The following is a 9,057-nucleotide window of genomic DNA, read 5'->3' on the forward strand; positions in this document are numbered from 1 at the left end:
CACATGCGAGGATAAACGAAGATGAGTAATGCCAATAAAAAACCAGAAGCTGTCTGGCCAGATGGCACACCCAAACCGTTAATGCCATACACACCGGCGATTAAAGCCGGCGGCTGGCTGTTTGTTTCCGGGCATTTAGCCAGCGATTATCAAACCGCGTTGGCGCCAGAAGCGATATCGCCGAATCCAAATCTTGGCAACGACATGGCGTTACAGTCGCGCTATCTGCTGGGCAATATCGCCAAAACCGCCGCCGGTCGCGACATCAACAAAGATGCGGTGCGCATCTGGCAATGGTACGTCTCTGCGTTCCCGACGCTGGAAGAGTTCAAGCTGGGAAATACCTGGCCGCGCATCACCATCACGCCCTATCTGGATGAGCGGAATAAATTCATTCAGGATCCGCGTCCCGCTTCAACCGGCATGGGCATTCATGAGCTGTTAGTTAAAGACACGCTAATCGAAGTGGATTTGATCCTCGCCGACGACGATGGCGAAAACATCGGTTATCCGGTTCCGGCTGGCGTTCCGGCTCCGCTTGCGGGCTATTCACCGGCGATTCGCCGTGGGGATTGGGTGTTCCTCGCCGGGGAAATTCCGGTGGATTGGCAAGGCGATTACGGCAGCGGCATCAATCTCGGTGAACCGAGCGCGCTGGCCAAAGAGGCGCGCGTCAATCCTTATGTTTGGTACGGTTCCGAAATTGAGCAGCAAACGGAATATACCTTGTGGAAATTGCAGCAGATTGCCGAATCTGCTGGCACATCCCTTTCACGCGCCGTTAAAGCGGATGTTTATATCGGCGATCCTGCCGACTTTGAAGGCATGGAAAAGGTCTGGAAACGTTGGTTCCCTGAGCATCCTCCGGCGCGTTGCGTGATTCCATATATGGGATTGGGTGGCAAAGGCAGCCGAGTCGAGATCGCCTTGACGCTGTTAGCCAATGACAGCGAATTAATCATTGAAACCATCGAAACAGATAACGCACCGAAGCCGTTCAGTCATGAACCGCAGGCCGTAAAAGCCGGTAACTTCCTGTTCCTCAGCCAGCAGTTGCCGTGCGATAGCGACGGTGTTCTGCCCGCGGCTTTGTCACGTAATCCTGATTTCCCTTATTACGGCATGCCCGCGCGTGACCAAATGCGCTACATGATGAAAAACATTGCCGCCATTTGTGAAGCCGGTGGCACGTCACTTGAGAACGTGGTGCGTCGCGCCTGTTTCCACGACGATGGCAAACACTTTGCCGAAACGGTTGAAGAGTGGGCCGCGCATTTCCCTGGTTTGAAACCCTGTTCCACCACCATGATTTTAGGCGGTCCTTTGGTGGTGCCAGGCGCGCATACCTTGCTCGACGTCATCGCCTGGGTGCCGTAACACTGTTGCAGGCGTTGTCTCGGCAGCGCCTGCTTGTTGATGGAGATGCTATGTCATCCACGAAAATTCCGCTGGTAATCTGGGTTATGGCCGTTGCTGCCGGTTTGGGCGCGGCGAATTTACACTACTCTCAGCCGCTGCTGCCCTCGATTGCCTCTTCTTTACATGTTTCTCTGGCCGACGTCGGCTGGCTACCGGCGCTGACGCAGTTGGGTTTCGCGTTGGGCATTTTTTTCCTGCTGCCGCTCTCTGACTTGCTGGAGCGACGTCGCCTGATTGTAAGTTTGTTGCTGCTTGCCAGCGCGGCGTTATTGATTCAGGGATATGCGGCGACACCAGCTTGGCTGCTGGCGGGCGGTTTTTTGCTTGGTTTGTGGGGCGTGGTTCCACAGCTACTGACGCCCTTCGCTGCGCTGCTGGCACCCGCCGGACGTGCCGGTCAGGCGTCAGGATTGGTGCTTTCCGGTGTATTAAGCGGCGTGCTGCTGTCAAAAGTGCTGGCGGGATGGGTCGCCAGTGCATCTGGCTGGCGCACGCTCTATTTTGTCGCATCGATTGTGATGTTGCTGCTGGCGGCCTATTTGCGCTGGGTGTTGCCGCAAAGTCGCCATCACGAGCGGCAATCTTATCGCAAACTGCTGAAATCCAGCATCAATATGACCCGACAACTGCCCGCGCTGCGCCGCCACACGCTGAAAGGTGCCATCACGTTTGCGCTGTTTATGGCGTTTTGGGCAACCTACGCCATTTGGCTGCAACAGCAGTTTGGCTATGGGCCAAATATCGCCGGTCTGTTTGGTTTAGCGGGCATGGCGGGCGCAGGCGCGGCGTCGCTAGCCGGACGCGCTATCGATCGCGGTCAGTTTCGCCATACGCAGTTGCTGTCGGGGGCGCTGATGTTATCCGGTTTTATTCTGTTGTTTGCTGCTGAAAAAAGTCTGGTGTTTATGGTGATTGGGCTGTTATTGCTCGACGGCGGTGCAGGATTAAGCCATTCCGCCAATCAGAACGCCGCGTTTACGCTGGATCTGGCTGCGCGTGGGCGCATCAACAGCATCTATATGTGCGGCTATTTTGTTGGCGGCTCCCTGGGCACGCTGTTGGCCACTCGCCTCTTTTTATTATGGGGATGGTATGCGGTGTGCAGCTTTGGTGTGGTTTTAGCATTGATCATGATCGCCACCGAATGGCTACGACCGCACAGTAAAACCCCTTCAGCTATCATCAGCCGCTAGCACTCACCAACACTTCCGCCCTCACAAAATCACGCATTAAGCGTGAAATAAATGTGTTCAATGTTAATTATTTGGTTAAGCTGCAATCATTTAGGGCGACGCGCGACACATTGCGGTGCGTTCGCCCTAATTAGAAAGCCTGACTCAGACTGAAGCCGCTGAGGGTTATCACCGGCTGTGATTAGCAACAGCGAAGGCGATTCAGAGCCGATATTTTACCCAGGCATAGAGGCTGTGCTTGGTGATATCAAGACGCGTGGCGACACTTGTAATGGAATGGCCGCGATCAACGACCTGTTTAACTGCTTCAATTTTGAACTCTCCAGGATAACGCCTAGCGCTCATGGGCACCTCTCTTTAAGCCATCTTAATTGCCCCTGAGGTCTCTGTTAAACCTGTGGCGATTCAACTTTAGTCATGTCTTCGTAAGCCACACCACAGCGCTCCTTCTTCAGCGGCGTGTTCATCATCCACTCTTTTGCGTCTGATCTGCGGAAATTGGCATAATTCGCTGAGAGGCAGCAATGCCCCTCAGCTTGCTCGTTATGTCCTTATTGTAAGGACAGTGGTAAACACCATTACATCTGCGATTCACTTCTCTCCAGAAGCCTTTTAGCCGAAGCATTAGAGGCCCTCAGCTGCTCTACCAGATTTATACCCTGCAGTTTGCCATCTGCTTTGATAATGTGACCGTCGACAATGACGGTCTCCACATTTGCCGGCTGAGCCGAGTAGACGATGAGTGCTGCCGGGTCGCCGCCGCCAAAACCTGCCATATTCAGGGTATTAGGATTGATTATCTGAATGTCTGCCCGCTTACCCTCTTCAAGGGTTCCGGTTATTGCACCCAATCCAATCGATTCAGCAGAGCGACGTGTAGCCAGCATCAGTAGCTCACGCGGGTCTGGAAGTGCTTCATCTTTAGCATCACCGCTTTCAGTCAGCGCTGCTGTGCGAAGCGTCTCGAATATATTAGCTCCGCCAGACAAAGCATTCCCATCTATGCCCAGGCCCTGCCTTTCAACACCCTTAAATTGATTAAGCAGCGTCAACCCATAACCGACGCGTTGTTCGCTGACTGGCGTTAACACCAGTCCACCGCCTGCTCTCTGCAAGGCGTTTAATTGCTGTGGCAGCGCATCGCTTGCGTGTATGACTGTCAGTAATGGTGATAAGTATTGACGGTCTATCAGTGCATCAAACATTGCGCGAGCATCGCCGCTGACATGCACCTGAATCGGCAGCTTGTGCTGAACAGCAAACCTGTATTCTTCATCCCGCATTGCCCAGTTCTGCTGGCTGGATAAATCCCGGGGGACCCGCCAGCCCAACCCAAGCTGGACGCGACTGGTTGACTGCTTTTTAAGTTCAGCCAGGTGCTTCAAATCAATCATATTTTTGGTGGTTTTGTCAGGACCACCATAATACATGATGGCGCGAATACCGCTCTTTTCCAGCGCCCTGAAACCTGCATCACCCCAGGCAGGACCACGTATGTTATCAAAGAAGTCACCCGTCGTTGTGACCCCTGACTGTAACAGTTCAAGCGAACCAGAATACATTGCCTGCCAGATGTCATCCGGCTGCATCTCCTTTGCTAACTTATTGCTGACAGGGAAAAATTTACCCTGCTTGTTTCTGAACTGGCCGCGCATGGTGGTGACCCATAAATGATTATGCGCATCGACAAACCCCGGCATGACATACTTACCACGGGCGTCTATTATCTTTGCATCGGGGGCCACAAGATTTTTGCCAATCTTCACTATCTGGTTATTGTGGATCAGTATGTCGGTTGAAGGTTCGCCCACTCCATTGGCTGTCATGGGTAACAGGTAACCCTGACGGATGAGCAATGTGTTGTCAGTGGCGGCGCTAACCGAAGCAGAGATACAACTGGTGGTAAACAAAACAGCGCGAAGTTTACAGGACATAACTACTCCTTCGTGAGTTAGTGGGGATAACTCAGAGTATAGGCACTGACATTACGATGAATAGAAAACGTTAATACTTAATATCTGATTCCATTGAAAATATGCACATTTTACTCAAGGTAGTAAAACAAGACTTAGCCCTTTGATACTGACCGAAGTCCAGGTAGTTTCTTATCGGATTTACCCTCGCTTAAATTGTTTAAGCTCAGCCACTCCGCCAGTCTGTAGATAGTGGGTCTAAACTGGATTGATATGAAAAACACTATTTATCAATCATATACCTAATATCAAAATCATAATTATGTTTCATAAAATATTCGCCGACGCACTCATGCCCTCTCTTTCTCATGACTAACAGCCAGCACAGTCTACAGCGGCGCGATTTATAACGCGGGTTATACAAGACGCTAAATAAATTGCGCTGCTAGGTATCCGCATCCTCACTTCAGCAAGTTTCACCAAACTGGGCTGCAGTTATTCATAGCCGGCATCCCTGTTATTCTCGCATACCATCTTTACTTTTTATAAACCAGACGCCCTCGCGCCTGGTTGAGATGTGAATACTTTACAGTTTTATGATAGCGGTCAAATCAATTGGTTTTTAATATTATAACTTGCTTTTAATTCAAGCGTTGCTATCACTGACCCGTGCCAACAATGGTTGGGTTTTGCGATGAAATATTGGATAAGCTATGCTGGTCACCACAAAACTGATGATCCATGAAATATCCACACCCGGAATTAAATTCGCATAGGGACCGGAAAGGAATGCATTTTCAACAAAGGGCACTTGCACTAAGATTCCAGCGAAATAGACCAGCAATGCCTGGGTATTGAGCAATCCATAACGTCCGCCGTCTGCACGAAATATCGCTTCAACGTCATACTTTTGCTTATTCACATAATAAAAGTCCAGTAGATTAATCACAATCCATGGAATCAATACCGCAATCAACGCCAGAATCAAATTGATAAAGAAGGAAACAAAGTTCTGCGATGCCGCCAGCGCGACCAACACGCTTCCCACTAATACCAACGCTGAAACCACCAACCGAACGGCGGCTCCCGGTGTCCAGTGAGGACGGAACGTTTGCACTGCGGTGATCAGTGATAACACTGCGCCGTACAGGTTCATCGAGTTATGGCAGATAATATTAATCAGGAACAGCACCATTAATATCGGGCCGAGCCAGCCAGTGGCGTGGCGCACTGACATCATAGCATCACTGGTTGGCGCAATATTGACCGCCATCATGCCGAAAATAAAGGCCAGAATAGTACCCCCACAGGCACCCAGATAGGTGGCAATAAACGGGCGTGCAATACCGACATTGGCGGGCAGGTAGCGCGAATAGTCAGAGGTATAGGGCGAGAAACTGATTTGCCATACCGCACCTATGCAGAAAGTGCCAAACCACCCTGCTGCACTCATGCTGCCGCGAGACCAAAAGTCAGCCGGAAAGGGTTGTGACACCATCAGCGCCAGGCCCAAAATCAGCGCCGCACCCATGATCCATGCGCCGACTTTATTGATGCGGTGGATAAAATGATATCCGACGATACCAATGGCGGTGGCAAGAATAGCGCCAATGACCGTGGCACTGCTTACCGGCATCGACGGGAAGACGTTGTTGATGACTTTACCGGATAGCGAAATATTCGAGATAAAGAACCCGAGATATATCACCGTCGTGAAGCTGATCACCAGCAGCGAACCATAACGACCAAACTGCGCGCGGCTCTGCACCATTTGTGGAATGCCGACTTTCGGCCCTTGCGCAGAGGTTAACGCAAGGAAGATCCCGCCAAACAGATGGCCGGCAACAATCGCGGTTAAAGCAGAAATAACATTCAGATGAAACGTTTCGGTGGCAATCGCGCCGCTGACAACCGCCAAGGGTGCAATATTGGTACAGAACCACAAGGTAAATAAACTGTGCGATTTACCTTGGCGTTCCGATTCCGGGACATAATCCACCGACTTATTTTCTATAATTTGACTCTGACGTGGTTGTGTATTCATCGTACCCTCCAATTATCAAAGTGGGATTGTTTTTTAATGTGGGTAAAACCTTCCTCGCGAAAAAAGCCGCAGCCATCCCGACGAATTTATTTTCGTCTTCTTTTTAAAAGAATTGGCGGTAAGACTCCCGGTGCTAATTAACGCTTAACAACTGTACCTGTGACGGTCGTCATAAATGACGCCCCTACATATTCCAAACCTGTTTCCCGCAGGGTGCGCATTTATGCGTACCTTAATCAATCAGCGAATAATAAAGGGATCGCTAATCGGCTCATCGCTGGTACGCAGCCAGACAGTTTTCGTGGTGGTGTATTCCAGCGCCGCGTCAATGCCACCTTCACGACCGAAACCGGACTTACCGTAGCCGCCAAATGGCGCCAGCGGTGAAACCACGCGATAAGTATTCAGCCAGACCACGCCGCTGCGTAACTTACGCGTGACGCGATGGGCGCGTGTCAGGTTCTGGGTGAATACGCCTGCCGCCAGACCATACTCTGTGCCGTTGGCTAGACGAATCGCGTTGGCTTCATCCTTAAACGTCAGCACCGACAAGACCGGGCCAAATAGCTCCTGCACCACGCTTTCCGCATTTGGCACGCTGCTGCAATCGAGAATGGTGGGCGGATAATAGAAACCGGGGCGATCGATAGGCTGATTGCCGATCACCAGACGCGCGCCCTGCTCGATGCTGCGACTCACTACCTGCTCGATATTGCTTTTCTGCCGCTCGGTACAAAGTGGACCAAACTGCGTCTCCTGCTGTTGCGGGCAGCCAATCACAATCCCGCGCACTTTGCTGGTGAGCTTTTCAATAAAGGCATCTTTAATCTGCTCATCCACCAACAGACGCGATCCCGCCACACAGCTCTGTCCTGAGGCAGAGAAGATGGCCGCCACCTGCGCATTGGCTGCACTGTCTAAATCAGCATCAGCAAACACAATAAACGGGGATTTCCCGCCTAATTCCAGGGAGGTACTCGCCAGGTTTTCTGCACTGTTGCGAATAATATGGCGCGCGGTATCTGCTCCGCCGGTAAAGGCGATGTGATCAACCAGCGGATGCTGTGTCAGCACCGTGCCACATCCTTTAGCAAATCCGGTGATCACGTTGATGACGCCAGCCGGGAAACCGGCCTCATGCACCAACTCCGCGAAGGCCAGCAGTGGCGTCGGAGCAACTTCTGCCGCTTTCACCACCACCGTACAACCGGCCGCGATGGCAGGCCCGATTTTCACCGCGGAGAGAAACAGCTGGCTGTTCCAGGGAATAATCGCTGCAACCACCCCCACCGGTTCGCGTTTGATCCAGGTTTCCATATCGGCTTTATCGATGCTAAGCGTGGTGCCGTCCATCTTGTCCGCCAGCCCGGCATAGAAGCGATAGTATTCCGCCACGTAGGCTATCTGCGCCTGAGTTTCACGGATGATTTTGCCGGTATCGAGCGTTTCCAGACGTGCCAACTTCGGCGCGTCACGTTCAATCAAATCGGCCAGCTTTAACAGCAATTTGCCGCGCGCACCGGCGGTTAATCCACGCCACACGTCAGATTCAAAAGCACGAGCTGCCGCCTGGACCGCGCGGTCGGTTTGCTCGCTGCGCGCTTCGGCTATATTGGCCCACGGCTCAGCAGTGGCCGGGTTCAGCGAGGTAAAAGTCGCTGCGCCAGCGTCAAATTGGCCATCGATGTAGAGTTTGAAGGATTCCATGACGTCTCCGCTTAGTGAAATGCAGGTGCAACATGTTTAATGAAGCGTTCCAGCGAGGCTTTTTTACGCTCGAAGGTCATACCGCTGTCCAGCCACAATGCGTACTCATCGTAGCCCATCGCCTCATAGTTTTTCAGACGCGCGATCACCTGGTCAGGATTGCCGATCGCCAGGTTTTTTCGCATGCCTTCCACGCTGTAATAGGTGTTCGCCGCGATCTCTTCTTCCGTCAGCGGTTTAATCAGGCCTTGCTCCACCGGGCGCTCGTTCTTAAACCAGGCGCCGAAGTAGTTATAAAAACGATTGAGCTCAATAGCGGCTTGCTGCGCATCTGCCTCATCCTCGGCGACGAATCCATGCTGCAGTAGCATGATTTTCAGCGGCTGATCGGGTGCGTATTCACGGCAGGCGTCTTTAAAGGTGGTGATCAGACGCGTGATCTCCTCTTCCCCCTGATGCAGTGGCGTACACTGCACGTTGCAACCGTTCTTCACCGCAAACTCATGACTGTTCGGATCGCGGGCGGCGACCCAGATTGGCGGATGCGGCTGCTGCTTGGGCTGTGGCGATGAAGTCGTAGACGGGAAATTCCAGAACTCACCCTTGTGTTCGTAATCGCCTTTCCACAACGCTTTTACCGCCGGAACCAGCTCTCGCATACGCTGGCCCGCTTCCCAGGCATCCATTCCCGGCATCAGACGCTCGTATTCATAGGAGTACGCACCGCGTGCAATCCCGAGATCCAGACGCCCTTTGGTGATCAAGTCCGTCATTGCCGCTT

General features: G+C 52.2%; 6 protein-coding genes and 1 pseudogene. 2 read left to right on the top strand and 5 right to left on the bottom strand.

Going from position 1 to position 9,057, the window contains the following annotated elements:
* Nucleotides 1-21 precede the first annotated feature (21 nt).
* Together F3J37_RS21560 and F3J37_RS21565 are read left to right on the top strand one after the other, a co-directional pair.
* Nucleotides 22-1,377: a RidA family protein gene (locus tag F3J37_RS21560; RefSeq protein ID WP_166935657.1), complete on the top strand. Its 1,356-nt coding sequence runs from the start codon at nucleotides 22-24 to the stop codon at nucleotides 1,375-1,377.
* Between the two features lie 50 nt (nucleotides 1,378-1,427).
* Nucleotides 1,428-2,612, top strand: coding sequence for an MFS transporter (locus tag F3J37_RS21565; RefSeq protein WP_166935658.1), 1,185 nt, complete (start codon nucleotides 1,428-1,430; stop codon nucleotides 2,610-2,612).
* Nucleotides 2,613-2,825: 213 nt separating this feature from the next.
* On the opposite strand, the pseudogene F3J37_RS21570 reads toward F3J37_RS21565, so the two are convergent.
* The 5 genes and pseudogenes from F3J37_RS21570 to F3J37_RS21590 form a co-directional block, all read right to left on the bottom strand.
* Nucleotides 2,826-2,957 (bottom strand): annotated as a pseudogene (locus tag F3J37_RS21570) (transposase); the annotation flags it as partial.
* A gap of 233 nt (nucleotides 2,958-3,190) precedes the next feature.
* The gene (locus F3J37_RS21575; RefSeq protein ID WP_240154152.1) at nucleotides 3,191-4,546 is read right to left on the bottom strand and encodes an amidohydrolase family protein; all 1,356 of its coding nucleotides are present in this window, start codon (nucleotides 4,544-4,546) and stop codon (nucleotides 3,191-3,193) included.
* Nucleotides 4,547-5,171: 625 nt separating this feature from the next.
* On the bottom strand, nucleotides 5,172-6,569 hold the full coding sequence (locus F3J37_RS21580) for a purine-cytosine permease family protein (RefSeq protein ID WP_166935660.1): 1,398 nt from the start codon (nucleotides 6,567-6,569) through the stop codon (nucleotides 5,172-5,174).
* A gap of 240 nt (nucleotides 6,570-6,809) precedes the next feature.
* A complete protein-coding gene (locus F3J37_RS21585; RefSeq protein ID WP_166935662.1) occupies nucleotides 6,810-8,276 on the bottom strand; it encodes an aldehyde dehydrogenase in 1,467 nt (488 codons plus the stop codon).
* Nucleotides 8,277-8,287: 11 nt separating this feature from the next.
* Nucleotides 8,288-9,057: LLM class flavin-dependent oxidoreductase (locus tag F3J37_RS21590; protein WP_166935664.1), on the bottom strand; the 770-nt coding region annotated here is incomplete at its 5' end.

This window comes from Candidatus Pantoea communis (assembly GCF_011752685.1).
Classification (GTDB): Bacteria; Pseudomonadota; Gammaproteobacteria; order Enterobacterales; family Enterobacteriaceae; genus Pantoea; species Pantoea communis.

Coding starts and splice junctions, on each gene's coding strand:
- F3J37_RS21560 (WP_166935657.1), top strand. CDS start 22: ATGAGTAATGCCAATAAAAAACCAGAAGCTGTCTGGCCAGATGGCACA.
- F3J37_RS21565 (WP_166935658.1), top strand. CDS start 1,428: ATGTCATCCACGAAAATTCCGCTGGTAATCTGGGTTATGGCCGTTGCT.
- F3J37_RS21575 (WP_240154152.1), bottom strand. CDS start 4,546: ATGTCCTGTAAACTTCGCGCTGTTTTGTTTACCACCAGTTGTATCTCT.
- F3J37_RS21580 (WP_166935660.1), bottom strand. CDS start 6,569: ATGAATACACAACCACGTCAGAGTCAAATTATAGAAAATAAGTCGGTG.
- F3J37_RS21585 (WP_166935662.1), bottom strand. CDS start 8,276: ATGGAATCCTTCAAACTCTACATCGATGGCCAATTTGACGCTGGCGCA.